We start from the raw sequence: 17,453 nt of genomic DNA, 5'->3' as shown, positions 1-17,453 counted from the left end.
CTGCCGTAGTGTTGGCTACGTTCGCTCACCCCTGTCGCTGACTTGCGTAAGCGCCGGGGACTTGCTCTCTTGCCGCCTGGACGCAGCATGAATGATTTTGTGTATATGCTAATGCATAAACGAAAACAAGCCGCGCATTCCTTTCGGAAGCACGGCCTTACAACTACAACTCGATCTGAATTGAGAGCAGCCCGCTCTCAAAAGATTAGTACAGACGAGTACGGCGTGCGTTTTCGCGAGCCAGTTTCTTCGCGTGACGTTTCACTGCAGAAGCTTTAGCGCGCTTACGTTCGGTCGTCGGTTTTTCATAGAACTCACGACGACGAACTTCCGCCAGAACACCTGCTTTTTCGCAGGAACGCTTGAAGCGACGCAGAGCTACGTCGAACGGCTCGTTTTCACGTACTTTAATTACCGGCATGTGCCTCTCACCTTTGATTAATTCGGTTTGCCGCTGGCATCAACGCCAGCTTATTTCAAAATGGTGCGGAATTTTACTGCAATTGCTGCTGCTTTGTAAAGCACCGCGGCCTTTTTTGAAAGGGACTTTTATAAGGTGAGGGAGTATACACGAAGTCGGGACTGAGGGTATACATCCACCCGCATTCGACCTACACTGCGCGGTATTAGAGCGAGGTAAAACAAGTCATGCGTGTACTGGGTATTGAAACATCCTGCGATGAAACCGGCATCGCTATTTACGACGACAAAAAAGGTCTGTTAGCCAACCAATTGTATAGTCAGGTGAAATTACATGCTGACTACGGCGGCGTAGTGCCTGAACTGGCTTCCCGCGATCATGTGCGTAAAACCGTGCCGCTGATTCAGGCGGCATTAAAAGAAGCCGGTCTGACGGCGAGCGATATCGACGCGGTGGCCTATACCGCAGGCCCGGGCCTGGTCGGCGCGCTGCTGGTCGGCGCAACCGTCGGGCGTTCGCTGGCATTTGCCTGGAATGTGCCGGCCATTCCTGTACACCATATGGAAGGTCATCTGCTGGCGCCGATGCTGGAAGATAACCCTCCGGATTTCCCGTTTGTGGCGCTACTGGTCTCCGGCGGACATACGCAGCTCATTAGCGTGACCGGAATCGGTCAGTACGAACTGCTGGGAGAGTCGATTGACGATGCCGCCGGTGAAGCGTTTGATAAAACCGCCAAATTGTTGGGGCTGGATTATCCTGGCGGCCCGATGCTGTCGAAAATGGCGTCGCAGGGGACGGCGGGACGTTTTGTCTTTCCGCGCCCGATGACCGATCGTCCGGGGCTGGATTTTAGTTTTTCCGGTCTGAAAACCTTTGCCGCTAACACCATTCGTAGTAATGGCGACGACGAACAAACTCGCGCTGATATCGCGCGCGCTTTTGAAGATGCGGTCGTGGATACGCTGATGATCAAGTGCAAGCGCGCGCTGGAAAGCACCGGTTTTAAGCGTCTGGTCATGGCGGGCGGCGTCAGCGCTAACCGCACGCTGCGTGCGAAGCTTGCCGAAATGATGCAAAAACGCCGCGGCGAAGTGTTCTATGCGCGTCCGGAGTTTTGTACTGACAACGGGGCGATGATCGCCTATGCCGGAATGGTGCGGTTTAAGGCGGGCGTTACGGCGGATCTTGGCGTAACGGTACGTCCGCGCTGGCCGCTGGCCGAGCTGCCGGCGGCGTAAAAGCGGAAAAAGGGGGCGACATCATGCCGCCCCAACGGGTTTACAGTAAAACGACGGGCATCCACAACAGCCCGGTGACGATCAGCAGCACCAGGAAGATCAGGCCGAAAATCGCGCCTAACCACGCCAATGGTGGAAGGGTGACGTGCGGCGGATTCGATATGTACGCCTATCACCGAGCTATTTATCCGGCGATGCGCAGGCACGGCATAGCGTAAAAAACTACTCCGAATCTTTCTGGCGTTTCTTTTTCAGCTTCGTCCAGATTTTCGTCTCCTGGCGACGCCACAGACGCTGGATGTTGTCATGATGGCGCAGCAAAATGAGACATGACAGCATCGACACCGGGAAGGTGAACTGTGGTTTAAACCACCAGACGTAAAACGGCGCAATCAAGGCGCTGACAATCGCCCCTAACGATGAATAACCGCTTAACAGGACCGTCAGCAGCCAGGTGCCTGCCATGACGCCGGTTAAATCCCAGCCGATGGGCGCAATGGCGCCAAACGCGGTTGCTACGCCTTTCCCACCTTTAAAGCCAAAAAAGACCGGCCAGATATGCCCCAGACAGGCGGCGATAGCGATAAGCCCCAGCCAGAAAGGGGTAACGCCTAACGCATACGCGCCCCAGACGGGCAACATGCCTTTAAGGATGTCAAAAATAAGTACCGCGACAGCCGCTCCCTTGCCACCGATTCGTAATACGTTCGTCGCGCCCGGGTTGCCGGAGCCGCTTTCACGCGGATCGGGCAGCCCGGCGATGCGGCAAACCAGAATGGCACTGGAAATTGAGCCGCAGAGGTACGCGAAGAGGATCATTCCAGGCGCGATTGCACTCATAAGCTGTTCCGTATTGAAAGTGTCGTTTTATTTACTATTTCTGTGGATAATACGCACATTTCGCCGGAAGTGGTATCCGGGTTAGCCAAAAAGCAGGCGGGTCGTGATGGATATTGTATTTATAGAGCAACTTTCGGTAATCACCACTATCGGTGTTTACGACTGGGAACAGACTATCGAGCAAAAACTGGTGTTCGATATCGAAATGGCATGGGATAACCGCAAGTCGGCGAAAAGCGATGATGTCGCAGATTGTCTAAGTTATGCGGATATCGCCGACACGGTGAGAAATCATGTCGAAGGCGGGCGTTTTGCTCTGGTCGAGCGCGTGGCGGAAGAGGTGGCGGATCTGCTGCTTAGCCGATTCAATTCTCCGTGGGTTCGCATCAAACTGAGCAAGCCTGGCGCCGTCGCGCGCGCGGCGAACGTAGGGGTAATTATTGAGCGTGGCAATAATCTGAAATAAAAATAAATAATTTTATATTTTTTAAACCAAACGGTTATATATGGGGTCTTAACGCGAGATCCATTTTTGCAGTGTTTTTCATTTTAGGGGTTTATTGATGAGCGATATGCACTCGCTGCTGATAGCGGCAATTTTGGGTGTGGTCGAAGGATTGACGGAGTTTTTGCCGGTATCCAGCACGGGCCATATGATTATTGTGGGTCATCTGCTGGGGTTTGAAGGCGATACGGCCAAGACATTCGAAGTGGTGATTCAACTTGGATCTATTCTGGCGGTCGTGGTGATGTTCTGGCGGCGGTTGTTTGGCCTCATCGGTATTCACTTTGGCCGCCCGCTACAGCGTGAAGGTGAAAGTAAAGGTCGATTAACGTTGATTCACATCCTGCTGGGCATGATTCCGGCGGTGGTGCTGGGGTTAGTCTTTCATGACACGATCAAGTCGCTATTTAACCCGATTAACGTGATGTACGCGCTGGTGGTAGGCGGTCTGTTGCTGATTGCCGCCGAGTGCCTGAAGCCGAAAGAACCGCGCGCGCCGGGGCTGGATGATATGACGTATCGTCAGGCGTTTATGATTGGCTGTTTCCAGTGTCTGGCGCTGTGGCCGGGCTTCTCGCGTTCCGGAGCGACCATTTCCGGTGGGATGCTGATGGGCGTCAGCCGTTACGCCGCCTCTGAGTTCTCGTTCTTACTGGCTGTGCCGATGATGATGGGCGCAACGGTTCTGGATCTCTACAAAAGTTGGTCATTCCTGACCGCAGCGGATATTCCGATGTTCGCTGTGGGCTTTGTGACGGCGTTTGTGGTGGCGCTGATCGCCATCAAGACCTTCCTGCAACTGATTAAGCGTATCTCGTTTATTCCGTTTGCGATTTACCGCTTTGTGGTGGCGGCTGCCGTTTACGTCGTCTTCTTCTGATGATTGACCGTGCCGGATGGCGGCGTACCGCTTTGTCCGGCCTAACTGTTTTGTCGGTCTGATAAGTGCAGCGCCATCAGGCAATTTATCGTGCCGGATGGCGTTTAGCTGGCGGGGGTCGGGCAGCGCTTCTCTTTCCAGTTGGCGACCGCTGCAATTCGTCGCTTCGTCAGCTCCTCGCGAATCTCAATGCCTTTAAATCCGGCCTCCACCACCTCTTTCGTCGGTACCGCTTGGGCCACCTGCCAGGCTTCGCGCAGCCAGCGCCCCTGCGGGTAATCCGACGCTTCAAATCCGGTACGTCCACGGACATCGGCTTCGCTGGTCAGCGCAATCTGCTCGACGCGCTGCGGTTTACGCCATGCATCAATGGCGTCAAACAGCTTAACGATCGTTTTCGGCTGGAGTATCGGAAAGGTGTGGATCAGATCGTGGTATTCGGCGACCAGTTTAGCTAAATCACGCAGGTCATTGGGGACGCGCAAACGCTGGCATAGCTGTTCGACCAGTTTCACGCCCGCCGGGCCGTGGCCATGATGGCGCGGCCAGAGGTTTTTCGGCGTTAAGCCTTTGCCCACATCATGACAAAGCGTGGCGAAACGGACATCAAGCTGCGGACTGAGCATGGCGGCCATCGACAGCGTCATCAGCGTATGAACTCCGGTATCAATTTCCGGATGCCACTTTGCCGGCGCGGGCACGCCAAACAGGGCGTCGATTTCCGGAAACAGGACGCGCAGGGCGCCGCAGTCGCGCAATACCTGGAAGTAAACCTGCGGATTGCGGGTGGTAAGCGCATTTTCCGTCTCTTTCCATACCCGTTCCGGCGTCAGATGTTCCAGCTCGCCTGCCGCGGTCATTTCGCGCATTAGCGCCAGTGTTTCATCGGCGATACGGAAACTAAGATGGGCGTAACGGGCGGCAAAACGCGCCACGCGCAATACGCGCAAGGGATCTTCGCCAAACGCGGGAGAGACATGGCGCAGTAGACGCGCCTCCAGATCCCGGCGCCCGTGGTAAGGGTCGATAATCTGGCCGTCATCGTCGCGCGCCAGAGCATTAATGGTCAGATCGCGACGCTGGAGATCGGCTTCCAGGGTAACGTCCGGCGCGGCATAACAGGTGAAGCCCGTGTAGCCGGAACCGGATTTACGCTCAGTACGCGCCAGCGCGTATTCTTCGTGAGTTTGCGGATGGAGAAACACAGGAAAATCACGGCCTACCTGCTGGTAGCCCGCATCAAGCATCTCCTGCGGCGTGGCGCCGACAACGACCCAATCTTTATCTTTAACCGGTAGCCCTAACAACGCATCCCGAACCGCACCACCGACCAGATAAATCTTCACGCCACTTTCCTTTTAAAAACGATCATCCTCTAATGATAAGACAGTGCCGCAAAGAAGGCGATTTAGTTCATCCAGCGGTCTTTGCGTTTACGGCTTGGGATCATATGCGGCAGCACCAGCCCTAACAGCAAGCCAATACCCAATACGCCGCCGCCATACATAAACCACTGCATAATAATGGTGCGCTGTTTGTCATCCAGTTGCAGATTCGCGGCGCTAACTTTTTTCTGCGCGACAATCAGCTCGTTTTTCAGCTTCTGGTTCTCTTCTTTTAGCCCGTTGATGACGCTGTCGCTTTGCGCCACTTTCTGCTGCATATCGGCGGTGCGCTGATTCCACGTGGTATCAATATTGTTGAGTTTATCAGTCAACGTTTTGACCTGATTTTCCAGATCCGGCACGCGGGTACGCAGGCTTGGCGTGGTATTCAGTTCTTTTAACGGTATCCAGGCAGTACGACCAGAACTGTCTTTAATTTGACCATAGTTGGCATCGCTCTGTAAGAGCGTGACTTCCTCGCCGGCGTTGACGGTACCCACAAGGCGATAATTATCTCCCGGACCGCTGCGGACCCAGGTATTCAGTTCATCAGAAACGTAACGCGTCTCTTCAGCATGAGAGACGGCGGTGGCGCTAAGCGCAAGTAAAGTTAGTCCAATCAGGCGTAATTTTGGCATCAGGCTGTCGTTATTGTCAGAGAAAGTGGAACGATAGTAACGGCATCAGTGTCGCTACGCAAAGTCGTCGACATCAATCGGAATCATCTGTGTCGCCTTTGCCGCTACGTCAAACTTTTACGCCCGTCAAATTGCTCGTTGCATGGCAATTTGGCGCAAAATACTATCTACTGACAAAAATAATGCGGGTAAGTTCGCCAAGAATCTTCCCAGATGTGACATAACCCATAAGTACAAGGCCATGGCTCAGGAAATCGAATTAAAGTTTATCGTCAATCACGACGCCGTAGATGCGCTGCGAAATCATCTTCATACGCTCGGCGGCGAGCATCATGCGCCCAGCCAGTTGCTGAATATCTACTTCGAAACGCCTGATAACTGGCTACGCCGCCATGATATGGGGCTGCGTATTCGTGGTGAAAATGGGCGCTATGAAATGACCATGAAAATTGCCGGCCGGGTAACGGGCGGGCTGCACCAGCGACCCGAATACAATGTCGCGCTAAGCGAACCCGTGCTGGATCTGACGCAACTTCCGGCGGAGGTCTGGCCGGATGGCAAACTGCCCGCTGGCCTGGCATCAAGCGTACAGCCGCTGTTCAGTACCGATTTTTACCGGGAAAAATGGTGTCTGGACGTTGACGGCAGCAGGATTGAAATTGCGCTCGATCTCGGCGACGTAAAAGCGGGCGAGTTTGCCGAACCGATTTGTGAGCTGGAGCTTGAGTTGCTTCGCGGCGATACGCGCGCCGTGTTAAAACTGGCGAAGCAACTGCTGTCGCAAACCGGTTTGCGTCAGGGCAGTCTGAGTAAGGCGGCGCGAGGTTATCACCTGGCGCAGGGGAATGCGCCGCGAGAGAATACACCAACGACAATTCTGCGGACCGCCGCGAAAGCCACGGTAGAGCAAGGGCTGGAGGCCTCGCTGGATCTGGCGTTGTCACAGTGGCAGTACCATGAAGAGCTCTGGCTGCGCGGCGACGAGTCGGCGAAAGAACACGTGCTGGATGCTATGGGATTAGTGCGCCATGCCTTAATGCTTTTTGGTGGCATTGTTCCACGTAAAGCGAGCGCTCACTTACGTGATCTACTTACCCAGGCGGAAGCGACGATGACATCCGCGGTGTCCGCCGTCACAGCCGTTTATAGTACGCAAACGGCGATGGCGAAACTGGCATTGACGGAATGGCTGGTGACGAAAGCCTGGCAGCCATTTCTGGACGCGAAGGCGCAGGCCAAAATGGCCGATTCTTTTAAGCGTTTCGCCGACATTCATCTTTCTCGTCATGCTGCTGAATTAAAAAAAGTTTTTGGACAACCGCTGGGTGATAAGTATCGCGACCAGTTGCCGCGTTTGACTCGCGATATTGACAGCGTTTTACTGCTGGCCGGGTATTATGATGCGATGGTCGCGCAGGCATGGCTGGAGAACTGGCAGGGATTGCGTCACGCCATTATTACCGGACAACGTATTGAAATTGAACATTTCCGTAATGAGGCCATTAACCAGCAGCCGTTCTGGTTGCACAGCGGAAAACGATAATCAGAACCGTAGAAAGCGCCTGATGACGCTGCGCTTATCAGGCTTACGGTATGCGGACTTGTAGGCCGGATAAGGCGAAACGCCGCCATCCGGCATTATTTAAAGGATATCCCCTAAATGACGCCGCTCTCTTCACCCTTATCGCAGTACTGGCAGACCGTTGTTGAGCGCCTACCAGAAGGATTTACTGAGACATCGCTTAGCGTGCAGGCGAAGTCAGTACTTACATTTAGCGATTTTGCGCTGGATAGCGTGATAGCGCATCCGGAGTGGCTTGCCGAACTGGAATCCGCATCGCCGCAGGCTGATGAATGGCGACATTATGCTGGCTGGTTACAGGAGGCGTTGGCAGGTGTCTGTGACGACGCCTCGCTGATGCGTGAACTGAGGCTTTTTCGTCGTCGCATCATGGTACGCATCGCTTGGGCGCAGACGCTGTCGCTGGTGGACGATGAGACTATTTTACAACAGTTGAGCCATCTGGCGGAGACGCTCATCGTGGGGGCGCGTGACTGGCTGTATGCCGCCTGTTGCCGCGAATGGGGAACCCCCTGTAACCCGCAGGGCGTTCCGCAGCCGCTGCTGATTTTAGGCATGGGCAAGCTGGGCGGCGGCGAACTGAATTTTTCGTCTGATATCGATCTGATTTTCGCCTGGCCGGAACATGGCGAGACCCGGGGCGGACGCCGTGAACTCGATAACGCCCAGTTTTTTACGCGTCTCGGACAGCGGCTGATCAAAGCGCTGGATCAGCCCACAATGGATGGTTTTGTCTATCGGGTGGACATGCGCCTGCGACCGTTTGGCGACAGCGGCCCGCTGGTACTGAGTTTTGCCGCGCTGGAGGATTACTATCAGGAGCAAGGACGCGACTGGGAACGCTACGCCATGGTGAAAGCGCGGCTAATGGGCGATAACGACGACGCCTGGTCTCGTGAATTACGCGCCATGCTGCGGCCTTTCGTTTTCCGCCGCTATATCGATTTCAGCGTCATCCAGTCGCTACGTAATATGAAAGGGATGATCGCCCGCGAAGTGCGACGCCGCGGTTTGAAGGACAACATTAAACTTGGCGCGGGCGGTATTCGGGAAATTGAGTTTATCGTGCAGGTATTTCAGCTCATCCGCGGCGGACGCGAGCCGTCGCTACAGTCGCGTTCGTTACTGCCGACGCTGGATGCTATCGCTGCGCTGCATTTGCTGCCTGAGAATGACGTGGCGCAACTGCGCGTGGCCTATCTTTTTCTACGTCGTCTGGAGAATCTGCTGCAAAGCATCAATGACGAACAGACGCAAACGTTGCCTGCCGACGATCTGAATCGGGCGCGGCTGGCCTGGGGAATGAAGGCGGAGAACTGGCCGCAGCTTGTTGGCGAACTGACGGATCATATGGCTAATGTACGCCGCGTATTCAACGAATTAATTGGCGATGATGAAGCCGATACCCCGCAGGAGGAAGAACGTTCAGAGCCGTGGCGTGAAGTATGGCAGGATGCGCTACAGGAGGATGATTCGACGCCAGTGCTGGCGCATTTAGCCGATGAGGATCGGCGACAGGTTCTGACCCTCATCGCTGACTTCCGTAAGGAACTGGATAAACGCCCTATCGGCCCGCGCGGGCGGCAAGTGCTGGACCAACTGATGCCGCACCTGCTTGCTGATGTCTGCTCTCGCGAAGACGCCGCTGTTACGCTATCGCGGATAACGCCGTTGCTGGCGGGGATTGTCACTCGCACCACCTATCTGGAGCTGCTGAGCGAATTTCCTGGCGCGCTGAAACACCTGATTATGCTCTGCGCCGCTTCGCCAATGATAGCGAGCCAACTGGCGCGTTATCCGTTGTTGCTTGATGAACTGCTCGACCCCGGCACGCTTTATCAGCCGACGGCTACCGACGCTTACCGCGACGAATTACGTCAATATTTACTGCGCGTGCCGGAAGAAGACGAAGAACAACAACTGGAGGCATTACGCCAGTTTAAACAGGCACAGCTTTTGCGGATTGCGGCGGCGGATATTGCCGGTACGCTGCCGGTGATGAAAGTGAGCGATCACCTCACATGGCTGGCGGAGGCGATGATTGATGCTGTGGTGCAGCAGGCGTGGACGCAAATGGTTGCGCGTTATGGTCAGCCAGCGCATCTGGACGAGCGCCAGGGGCGGGGGTTTGCGGTTGTCGGTTATGGCAAGTTGGGCGGATGGGAGCTGGGCTACAGTTCCGATCTGGATCTCATCTTCCTGCATGACTGTCCGATGGACGTCATGACCAACGGCGAACGCGAAATCGACGGGCGGCAGTTTTATCTGCGCCTGGCGCAGCGCATTATGCATCTGTTCAGTACGCGCACCTCCTCCGGCATTTTGTATGAGGTGGATGCGCGTCTACGCCCCTCTGGCGCGGCGGGAATGCTGGTGACTTCAGCGGACGCGTTTGCCGATTATCAGCAGCATGAAGCCTGGACCTGGGAACATCAGGCGTTGGTACGCGCTCGCGTGGTATATGGCGACCCGCAGCTTACCTCACAGTTTGATACGGTACGCCGCACTATCATGACGACGGCGCGCGACGGCAAGACATTGCAGACTGAAGTGCGTGAAATGCGCGAGAAAATGCGGGCGCATCTCGGCAATAAGCATCGTGATCGTTTTGATATTAAAGCTGATGAAGGCGGTATTACGGATATTGAGTTTATCGCGCAATATCTGGTACTGCGCTACGCTCATGAAAAACCTAAATTAACGCGATGGTCTGATAACGTGCGCATCCTGGAGCTTCTGGCGCAAAACGGCATTATGGATGAACACGAGGCGCAGGCGCTGACGGTAGCCTACACCACACTGCGTGATGAACTGCACCACCTGGCGTTGCAGGAGCTTCCCGGTCATGTGGCGCAGACGTGTTTTAGCAAAGAGCGCGCGCTGGTGCAGGCAAGCTGGCGGAAGTGGCTGGTAGCCGTTTGAATTATGCTATTATCGCGCGCAAATTTTGAATCTCTCAGGAGACAGGAATGAAAGTAAATCTGCCAGCGTTTGAACGTGCAGGCGTCATGGTTGTGGGTGATGTAATGCTGGATCGCTATTGGTATGGCCCCACTTGCCGTATTTCACCGGAAGCGCCGGTGCCCGTGGTTAAGGTAAATACCGTTGAGGAACGTCCGGGCGGCGCGGCGAACGTGGCGATGAACATTGCGTCTCTGGGAGCGAACGCCCGTCTGGTCGGCCTGACGGGTATTGATGACGCCGCGCGCGCGCTGAGCAAAACGTTGGCGGAGGTCAATGTGAAGTGCGACTTCGTTTCTGTGCCGACGCATCCGACGATTACCAAACTGCGCGTACTATCACGTAATCAGCAGCTCATTCGTCTTGATTTTGAAGAAGGCTTTGAGGGCGTGGACCCGCAGCCGTTGCATGAGCGTATCAACCAGGCGCTGGGATCGATCGGCGCGCTGGTATTGTCCGATTATGCCAAAGGCGCTCTGACCAGCGTGCAGACTATGATTTCCCTGGCGCGCCAGGCGGGCGTGCCGGTGCTCATCGATCCGAAAGGAACGGATTTTGAACGTTACCGCGGCGCCACGCTGCTGACGCCAAACCTTTCTGAATTCGAGGCGGTCGCGGGGAAATGTAAAAGCGAAGACGAACTGGTTGAACGTGGTATGAAGCTCATTGCCGATTACGACCTTTCCGCGCTGTTGGTCACGCGTTCCGAACAGGGAATGACGCTGCTGCAACCGAATAAAGCGCCGCTACATATGCCGACGCAGGCGCAGGAAGTTTATGATGTTACCGGTGCGGGCGATACGGTGATCGGCGTGCTGGCGGCGACGCTGGCGGCGGGAAATACCCTGGAGGAGGCGTGTTATTTCGCCAATGCGGCAGCGGGCGTAGTGGTAGGTAAGCTCGGGACGTCAACGGTTTCCCCTATTGAGCTGGAAAACGCAGTGCGCGGACGCGCGGATACCGGTTTCGGCGTCATGACCGAAGAGGAGTTGAGACAGGCCGTCGCCAGCGCGCGTAAGCGTGGCGAGAAAGTGGTCATGACCAACGGCGTTTTCGATATTCTGCACGCGGGCCACGTCTCTTATCTGGCGAACGCGCGCAAACTGGGCGACCGCCTGATTGTTGCGGTCAATAGTGACGCCTCGACTAAACGCCTGAAAGGCGAAAGCCGTCCGGTTAATCCGCTCGAACAGCGTATGATCGTGCTGGGCGCGCTGGAGTCAGTCGACTGGGTTGTCTCTTTTGAAGAGGATACGCCGCAACGACTGATTGCCGGTATTCTGCCGGATCTGCTGGTAAAAGGCGGCGACTATAAGCCGGAAGAGATCGCGGGCAGCGAAGAGGTCTGGGCCAACGGCGGCGAAGTCATGGTGCTGAACTTCGAAGATGGTTGTTCCACGACCAATATCATCAAAAAGATCCAGACCGAGAGCGAGAAGTAAAACCGCGTCATCAGGCGTTACAGACGCTGCGGGCGCTGATTTTGAAGGCGCGTCGGACATTTTGTTTCGACGCGTATCTCGCGGTTGACGCTGCTTTTTTTTCGACCTAAAGTAAAGGAATAAGGGTGAGAGGGGATCTCTCCCCCCTCTGATTGGCTGTTAGTAAGCTGCGAAACTTATCAGTAACAGAACAATCAGTATGATGACCTGGTGCATCATAACCCTTTCCTTATTAAAGCCCCTTCCTCGGGAGGGGCTTTCCCGTTTCAGCCCCTTGCTGACATCGCGATTGTTGGTGAGTGGCCTGTCTGGCGCAAGGGCTTTCTCCCGCCGATTTTGCGTTACTGGATCGCCCACGCAAAATGGCCTGCTGGTCATAACGCTTTGTACAGACAAGGTGGAAAAAAGATAAAAAAATCCCCGGTCTTATGACCAGGGACAGGAGATATGGCGGGGGTTATTGCTCTTTTACCGTTGCTTCGCGATTAATCTCATCCGTTGCCGATGAAACCAACGGCGTGGTCAGCGCCTTTAGCGAGCCGCCGGCGATGCCAATCTCGTTTAACAGCGAATCGATCAGCGGCGCCTGGGTACGATAGGTGAGCGCGGCAGATAACGCTTGTTCCGCCAGGTTTCCCCCGTTAGCGCCGCCAGCGGCGACGTCGCCCGCCGTCGCGCCGCGATTGAGGCCATCGACCTGAATAATCTTAATGCCGTCGATGGATTTCATCGGTTCAACAGACTTCTCAATAACAGCAGGCAACGATTGTAAGAGCGCTAGTTTAAATTTGAGGCTGGTTTGTTCGTCAGAAAGCACGTTGATAGCGTCATTCAGCGCCCGTTGCGCTTCGGCTTCCGCCAGACCTTTTTTACGCGTTGCTTCCGCCAGTTCGATGATGGCGGCGGCTTGCAATTCTGCCGCTTCTTTCTCTGCTTTTGCCCGAACGGTCAGTTCGACCGCTTTGGTTTCCGCATCCTGCGCCGCGGCGATCAGAGCGACCTGCTTGGCGCGATCCGCTTCGGCGGTCTGGCGGGTGGTTTCTACGTTTTGCTGGGCGCGAACCGCATCGGCCAGCGCGTCGTTGGCGCGCGCTTCCGCTTGCGATTGCTGCTCGGATTTGGCGGCAATGGCGATAGATTTCGTCTGGTTGGCGATTTCTGTCACCTGTTGCTGTTCGATCTCTTTAATACGTACTTCACGCTCGGCCTCAACTTTCCTGGACCGTACTGCTTGCTCACGTTCGATCTCCGTCTCCTGGATCTGCCGCTCAGCAAGAATGCGTGTCTGTTCTGCTTCACGATGGCGCTCGGCCTCAAAAGCGGCAATTTTGGCGTTTTGTTCGGCGGTGCGGGTTTTAACCTGTTGCTCCTGCTCCAGAGTCATAAAGGCTTCTTGTTGCTCGATTTCCAGCTTGCGTTCAAGCGCGTCGCGGTTCTTTTCGCGCACCGCCACTTCCACATCCTGTTCCACTTCATTACGTTCACGACGGCGGCGTTCGGTTTCCTGCGTCAGTTTCGTCAGACCTTCGGCATCAAAGGCATTGTTTGGATTGAAATGCTCTTTGGACGTTTGGTTAAAGTTGGTTAATGAGACGCTTTCCAGCTCCAGGCCGTTTTTCGACAAATCTTCCGCAACGGTGTTTTGTACGCCCTGAACGAAGTTTTCACGCGTATCCTGTAGCTCATGCATCGTCATCTGGGCGGCGGTAGCGCGTAAGGCGTCAACGAATTTATCCTCAACCAGCATACGAAGATCTTCCGGCGACAGCGTTCGCTGGCCAAGCGTTTGTGCGGCGGTGGCAATACCTTCAACAGAGGGTTTTACACGCACGAAGAAAGCAACGACAACGTCAACGCGCATACGATCTTTGGTGATCAGGCTGTCGACGGTAGCACGGCTGACTTCAAGTTTTAGGGTATTCATATTGATCGGAATAATTTCGTGAAAGATTGGCATCACAATAGCGCCGCCGCTCATCACCACTTTTTGCCCGCCAAGCCCGGTACGGACAAACGCCTGTTCCGCAGATGCGCGGCGATAAAGGCGAGCAAAAATGATCCCGATAATTAGTAAGACGATAACCGCCACGATGGCGGTAAACATCCATGATGGCAATATGCCAAAAACATCATCCATTATGTAAGTTCCTCTCAATTAAACATAGAAGGTACGCTCAGCCAAATAACGCGTTGCGGAAAGTCGGCAGACAATCAGCACCTTGTCTCCTTTTTTAAATTCTTTTCCCTTTTCGGGTTCCAGCAGTAAATAGTGAATCTGGCCGAACTTATCGGTAAATTTTCCTTCGCAAGGTGTACCGGCGACGGCGGCGTGGCCGGTAATAATCGCCATGCCGCCGATAAATTCCTCTTCCCTGAGGGCGGAGCTTTCATCTCTGGGTAGCCAGGGCGCGAGGATTTTTCCGCTGTAATGCACGGCAAAGACCGACAGGACAATGCTTAACGGGACCAGCAGCAGATTGCTGAGCGGCGCTTGCCAGAGCATGATCCCGCCATGCTGGATGAGGATACCGAAGAGGCCGAAATAACCGGCCAATAGACAGAGGACGACCAGGGCGGGAACGCGTCCAATATTCAGATAATGAAGCGCCTGGCCCGCAGGGCCGGATGACAGGGCGTCATAATGATCGAGATGGGCGTCGAGCGCGCCTGAAAGAAAGTGGCCAAAAATCAGAGAAATCATCTCCAGCACGCCGATAAAGAAAACGAACGCGATGGCAAACAGATAGGGGCTGTTATACTCCGCAAATAAGGTCATATTTTCTATCCTTGTCGCCGCCTTCAGAAGGGTGTTCGCGTGATAATTTTCATGCTTGTTATTTCATTGCGTTACAATATCATGTGACCCATATCTCCTTAAGTCCGAAAAGCGATTTATCCGTCGTTATCTTTGGTGAATATTGTGATTTTGCGCATTAAATTTGCGCACGTTATGTATAAAACCGCCGTACATATAGGGAAATACTGAAATTAGAAAAAGCATATAGCCTTAACAGAATTCAATAACTGGAGGGTATGCTGATGAACAACAATAACGTCTATTCATTAAATAATTTCGATTTTCTGGCGCGCAGTTTTGCCAGAATGCAGGCGGAGGGGCGTCCTGTTGATATCCAGGCGGTAACCGGCAATATGGACGAGGAGCACCGCGACTGGTTTTGCAAGCGTTACGCGCTTTACTGCCAGCAGGCGACTCAGGCGAAAAGGTTAGAATTAGAACACTAATGCAGGCTCCCTTTACAGGTGCAGGGCATTATTCAGATCTTATATGAGCGGGCCGTCAGGCCCGTTCACGTTTTTACTCTTGTGGATCGACTGGCGGGATGGCGGGCGCAGGTTTTACTTCTTCAGGCTTGTCGCGAGCTTCCAGTTCGCTGAGGCGTTGCTCCAGCAGCGCCAGTTTTTCCCGGGTGCGCAGCAAGACCTGAGTCTGGACATCAAACTCTTCGCGGCTCACCAGATCGAGACGCGTCAGCTGAGATTGCAGCGTTTGACGGATTTTTTTCTCGATATCTTCCCCGAACTCGCGAATACCTTTCGGCATTGACTCATGAACCTGGCGTGCGATTTGCTCAATTTTTTTCGGGTCAATCATTGTGGTTTCCCTGAACTGGTAAGTGTTAGCTCTTATTGTAGTGCGATATGTGGACGCCATAAACCAGAATTGTGTGACGTCATACGGAGTAAAGGCGTTGATGAAGGTAATCAATAGCGTTATAGTTAACCCGCTTATTCTCAGGGCGGGGCGAAATTCCCCACCGGCGGTAAATCAGCGATGTTTAACGCATTTCTCATCACGGCGAGCCGTGACGGAACGCGGAGAGCAGGTTGAAAGCCCGCGAGCGCTTTTTGCCATAGCGAAAAGGTCAGCAGATCCGGTGTAATTCCGGGGCCGACGGTTAAAGTCCGGATGGGAGAGGGTAACGATCCAGTCGGGCATGGACCCGCTCACGTTATTTTTTTGCCGCTTGTCGGCACTCCTAAGACTGCCCTGATTCTGGTAACCATAATGTTAATGAGGTTTTTTTACCATGAATCAGACGCTACTTTCCTCTTTTGGTACGCCTTTTGAACGTGTTGAACTTGCACTGGATGCGCTGCGTGAAGGACGCGGTGTGATGGTGCTTGATGATGAAGATCGTGAAAACGAAGGCGATATGATTTTCCCCGCAGAGACGATGACCGTAGAACAGATGGCGTTAACCATTCGTCACGGTAGCGGTATTGTTTGCCTGTGCATTACTGAAGACCGTCGTAAGCAGCTCGACTTGCCAATGATGGTGGAAAACAACACCAGCGCCTACGGCACCGGTTTTACCGTGACCATTGAAGCCGCAGAAGGCGTGACCACCGGCGTTTCCGCCGCTGACCGTGTCACTACGGTGCGTGCGGCAATTAAGGATGGCGCAAAACCGTCCGATCTTAACCGTCCGGGGCACGTTTTCCCACTGCGCGCTCAGGCGGGCGGCGTGCTGACGCGCGGCGGTCATACGGAGGCGACCATCGATCTGATGACGCTGGCTGGTTTTAAACCTGCAGGTGTACTGTGCGAGTTGACTAACGACGATGGGACGATGGCGCGCGCGCCGGAGTGTATCGCGTTTGCAGGCCAGCATAATATGGCGGTGGTCACGATTGAAGATCTGGTGGCTTACCGCCAGGCGCATGAGCGCAAAGCCAGCTGATCGAACGGATCATGGTTGAAAAAAGCCGATGAGATGCCATCGGCTTTTTTGTATTCCTTCGGTGCCATACTGTTCAGTTTCAAAGAACGACGAATAAGCTGAATGGTAAAATTATTGTGAGAAAAGCAGAGGCCTGAATGCAGACCTCTGCTTTGGTTTATCTATTCAGGTTATTTGCCTCTGGCCAGTTTCAATGCCCAGGCGCCGCTCATCACCAGCAGCAGAATCAGGCACAACCCAAAGGCCAACATACATGCCTGCGCCATGTTCATAAAGTGCCAGGGCGGAAGCAGATACCAGCCTTCAGACTGCTGGTAGAGATCGACAAACCACTGCTGTACGCTACTGAGCGTTACGCCATCAGGGACGATAGGCGCGTCATAACCGCAGTCTCCGGTAGGTTTAAACCACTCCGGTGCCCATTCCGCCAACGGTAAGTTGAAAGGAAAGGTCGGGTCAGTCGAACATCCTTGCACGCCAAAAAGTGAATCGGGGTCCGCATTATGTACCGCATGATGGATACCATTAAGCTTAATAGAAAACTTAATGCCCATAATGCTGCCATAAAACGCCGCGATGCAGCCAATCAGCTTCAGCACGATATTTTTGGGATTTATCGCCGCAATCACCCCGCCAATTACCATCACAAACATCGCGTAACGAATGTAAACACACTGTTCGCACGGCGCCATGTAGAGATAGATTTGGAAGAACGAGTGCGCCAGGATAATTAACCCTCCCATCGCGATGGCCATTAACAGCCACAGAAAGCGCTGTTCCTGCCATCTCACCAGCGTATCTACTGGTCTTGCGCGTAGGTCTCGCCATAATCCCTTAATAAAATCCATAATCGTT

17 protein-coding genes, 1 pseudogene and 1 riboswitch are annotated in these 17,453 nt (G+C 54.1%); of the genes and pseudogenes, 8 read left to right on the top strand and 10 right to left on the bottom strand.

The window, feature by feature from the left end:
• Positions 1–205: 205 nt before the first annotated feature.
• Positions 206–421, bottom strand: a complete 216-nt coding sequence (rpsU, locus tag ABVM99_RS06705) for a 30S ribosomal protein S21 (protein WP_001144069.1) — start codon at positions 419–421, stop codon at positions 206–208.
• Positions 422–648: 227 nt separating this feature from the next.
• Here rpsU and tsaD point away from each other — a divergent pair, with 227 nt between their 5' ends.
• Positions 649–1,662, top strand: a complete 1,014-nt coding sequence (gene tsaD, locus ABVM99_RS06700) for a tRNA (adenosine(37)-N6)-threonylcarbamoyltransferase complex transferase subunit TsaD (RefSeq protein ID WP_001264389.1) — start codon at positions 649–651, stop codon at positions 1,660–1,662.
• Between the two features lie 122 nt (positions 1,663–1,784).
• Here tsaD and ABVM99_RS06695 read toward each other — a convergent pair.
• Positions 1,785–1,847, bottom strand: a pseudogene (locus ABVM99_RS06695) (hypothetical protein); the annotation flags it as partial.
• Positions 1,848–1,884: 37 nt separating this feature from the next.
• Positions 1,885–2,502: a glycerol-3-phosphate 1-O-acyltransferase PlsY gene (gene plsY / locus ABVM99_RS06690; RefSeq protein ID WP_001272785.1), complete on the bottom strand. Its 618-nt coding sequence runs from the start codon at positions 2,500–2,502 to the stop codon at positions 1,885–1,887.
• A 106-nt stretch (positions 2,503–2,608) separates the two neighbouring features.
• Between plsY and folB the strand changes: the two genes are divergently transcribed.
• On the top strand, positions 2,609–2,968 hold the full coding sequence (folB, locus tag ABVM99_RS06685) for a bifunctional dihydroneopterin aldolase/7,8-dihydroneopterin epimerase (RefSeq protein WP_023195111.1): 360 nt from the start codon (positions 2,609–2,611) through the stop codon (positions 2,966–2,968).
• A gap of 97 nt (positions 2,969–3,065) precedes the next feature.
• Entirely contained in the window at positions 3,066–3,887 is an 822-nt protein-coding gene (gene bacA, locus ABVM99_RS06680) for an undecaprenyl-diphosphate phosphatase (RefSeq protein ID WP_001281933.1), read from the top strand.
• Between the two features lie 104 nt (positions 3,888–3,991).
• Here the strand turns inward: bacA and ABVM99_RS06675 are convergent, their stop codons facing one another.
• Together ABVM99_RS06675 and ABVM99_RS06670 are read right to left on the bottom strand one after the other, a co-directional pair.
• Positions 3,992–5,233: a multifunctional CCA addition/repair protein gene (locus ABVM99_RS06675; protein WP_023195112.1), complete on the bottom strand. Its 1,242-nt coding sequence runs from the start codon at positions 5,231–5,233 to the stop codon at positions 3,992–3,994.
• A gap of 62 nt (positions 5,234–5,295) precedes the next feature.
• On the bottom strand, positions 5,296–5,910 hold the full coding sequence (locus ABVM99_RS06670) for a TIGR04211 family SH3 domain-containing protein (protein ID WP_001125344.1): 615 nt from the start codon (positions 5,908–5,910) through the stop codon (positions 5,296–5,298).
• Positions 5,911–6,151: 241 nt separating this feature from the next.
• Between ABVM99_RS06670 and ABVM99_RS06665 the strand changes: the two genes are divergently transcribed.
• The 3 genes from ABVM99_RS06665 (at position 6,152) to hldE (ending at position 11,895) form a co-directional block, all read left to right on the top strand.
• Positions 6,152–7,453 (top strand): inorganic triphosphatase, encoded by a 1,302-nt coding sequence (locus ABVM99_RS06665; protein WP_023195113.1) that lies wholly within the window; start codon positions 6,152–6,154, stop codon positions 7,451–7,453.
• 117 nt (positions 7,454–7,570) lie between these two features.
• Positions 7,571–10,414, top strand: a complete 2,844-nt coding sequence (glnE, locus tag ABVM99_RS06660) for a bifunctional [glutamate--ammonia ligase]-adenylyl-L-tyrosine phosphorylase/[glutamate--ammonia-ligase] adenylyltransferase (protein WP_000188316.1) — start codon at positions 7,571–7,573, stop codon at positions 10,412–10,414.
• A 47-nt stretch (positions 10,415–10,461) separates the two neighbouring features.
• Positions 10,462–11,895, top strand: a complete 1,434-nt coding sequence (hldE, locus tag ABVM99_RS06655) for a bifunctional D-glycero-beta-D-manno-heptose-7-phosphate kinase/D-glycero-beta-D-manno-heptose 1-phosphate adenylyltransferase HldE (protein ID WP_000867682.1) — start codon at positions 10,462–10,464, stop codon at positions 11,893–11,895.
• A gap of 159 nt (positions 11,896–12,054) precedes the next feature.
• Here the strand turns inward: hldE and ABVM99_RS06650 are convergent, their stop codons facing one another.
• The 3 genes from ABVM99_RS06650 to ABVM99_RS06640 all read right to left on the bottom strand — a co-directional run bounded on the left by ABVM99_RS06650 (position 12,055) and on the right by ABVM99_RS06640 (position 14,671).
• Positions 12,055–12,114 carry a type I toxin-antitoxin system Ibs family toxin gene (locus ABVM99_RS06650; protein WP_001804776.1) on the bottom strand — a complete coding sequence of 20 codons (60 nt, stop codon included), beginning with the start codon at positions 12,112–12,114 and terminating at the stop codon, positions 12,055–12,057.
• A 238-nt stretch (positions 12,115–12,352) separates the two neighbouring features.
• Positions 12,353–14,032, bottom strand: a complete 1,680-nt coding sequence (locus ABVM99_RS06645) for a flotillin family protein (protein ID WP_000342879.1) — start codon at positions 14,030–14,032, stop codon at positions 12,353–12,355.
• A gap of 18 nt (positions 14,033–14,050) precedes the next feature.
• On the bottom strand, positions 14,051–14,671 hold the full coding sequence (locus ABVM99_RS06640; protein ID WP_000171739.1) for an OB-fold-containig protein: 621 nt from the start codon (positions 14,669–14,671) through the stop codon (positions 14,051–14,053).
• A 257-nt stretch (positions 14,672–14,928) separates the two neighbouring features.
• Between ABVM99_RS06640 and glgS the strand changes: the two genes are divergently transcribed.
• Positions 14,929–15,138, top strand: coding sequence for a cell surface composition regulator GlgS (glgS, locus tag ABVM99_RS06635; protein WP_000928927.1), 210 nt, complete (start codon positions 14,929–14,931; stop codon positions 15,136–15,138).
• Between the two features lie 73 nt (positions 15,139–15,211).
• Here glgS and ubiK read toward each other — a convergent pair whose 3' ends face one another.
• Entirely contained in the window at positions 15,212–15,508 is a 297-nt protein-coding gene (gene ubiK / locus ABVM99_RS06630; protein ID WP_000566824.1) for a ubiquinone biosynthesis accessory factor UbiK, read from the bottom strand.
• Positions 15,509–15,640: 132 nt separating this feature from the next.
• Positions 15,641–15,839, top strand: a riboswitch (FMN riboswitch).
• A gap of 105 nt (positions 15,840–15,944) precedes the next feature.
• Between ubiK and ribB the strand changes: the two genes are divergently transcribed.
• Positions 15,945–16,598, top strand: coding sequence for a 3,4-dihydroxy-2-butanone-4-phosphate synthase (ribB, locus tag ABVM99_RS06625; RefSeq protein ID WP_001076978.1), 654 nt, complete (start codon positions 15,945–15,947; stop codon positions 16,596–16,598).
• Between the two features lie 170 nt (positions 16,599–16,768).
• Here ribB and dsbI read toward each other — a convergent pair whose 3' ends face one another.
• Positions 16,769–17,446, bottom strand: coding sequence for a protein-disulfide oxidoreductase DsbI (dsbI, locus tag ABVM99_RS06620; RefSeq protein WP_000345576.1), 678 nt, complete (start codon positions 17,444–17,446; stop codon positions 16,769–16,771).
• Between the last annotated feature and the right edge of the window lie 7 nt (positions 17,447–17,453).

The organism is Salmonella sp. SJTUF15591, assembly GCF_043356435.1.
Lineage (GTDB): Bacteria > Pseudomonadota > Gammaproteobacteria > Enterobacterales > Enterobacteriaceae > Salmonella > Salmonella enterica.
This window is presented reverse-complemented; position numbering and strand designations above follow the sequence as displayed.